This window comes from Paraburkholderia sp. SIMBA_030, assembly GCF_046535245.1.
GTDB lineage: Bacteria > Pseudomonadota > Gammaproteobacteria > Burkholderiales > Burkholderiaceae > Paraburkholderia.
On sequence record NZ_JAWRXB010000636.1, the window covers coordinates 1 to 268 of the forward strand.

Sequence of the window (268 nt, forward strand, 5' to 3'; positions counted from 1 at the left end):
GTGCGGGTTACCAACTCACCCATGCCGTGGCGCCAGTGGTAGCCCAGGTGCAGGCGCTGCACCTGAGTCAGGATACGTTCACGCAGGCGCGTCAGCAGGGCCTGGCTGAGCACCAGCGACAGCACCGCTGCCGCGTACTGCAGCAGGCCACGGCCCAGCGCGATGGCCAGCAGCAGCCACAGCCAGTGCCAGGCCACGGCGGCGTCCAGGCCGCCATCAGCCAGGCGCACCACTGCACGGCCGGCGCTGACATCGTCCACGGCGTGGC

Annotated in this window: 1 protein-coding gene; it reads right to left on the reverse strand. The window is 70.9% G+C overall.

What is annotated here, in order from left to right; genetic code table 11:
* A partial coding sequence (locus tag SB772_RS41505; RefSeq protein WP_410838712.1) for an ABC transporter transmembrane domain-containing protein occupies positions 1-268 on the reverse strand: 268 nt, incomplete at both ends.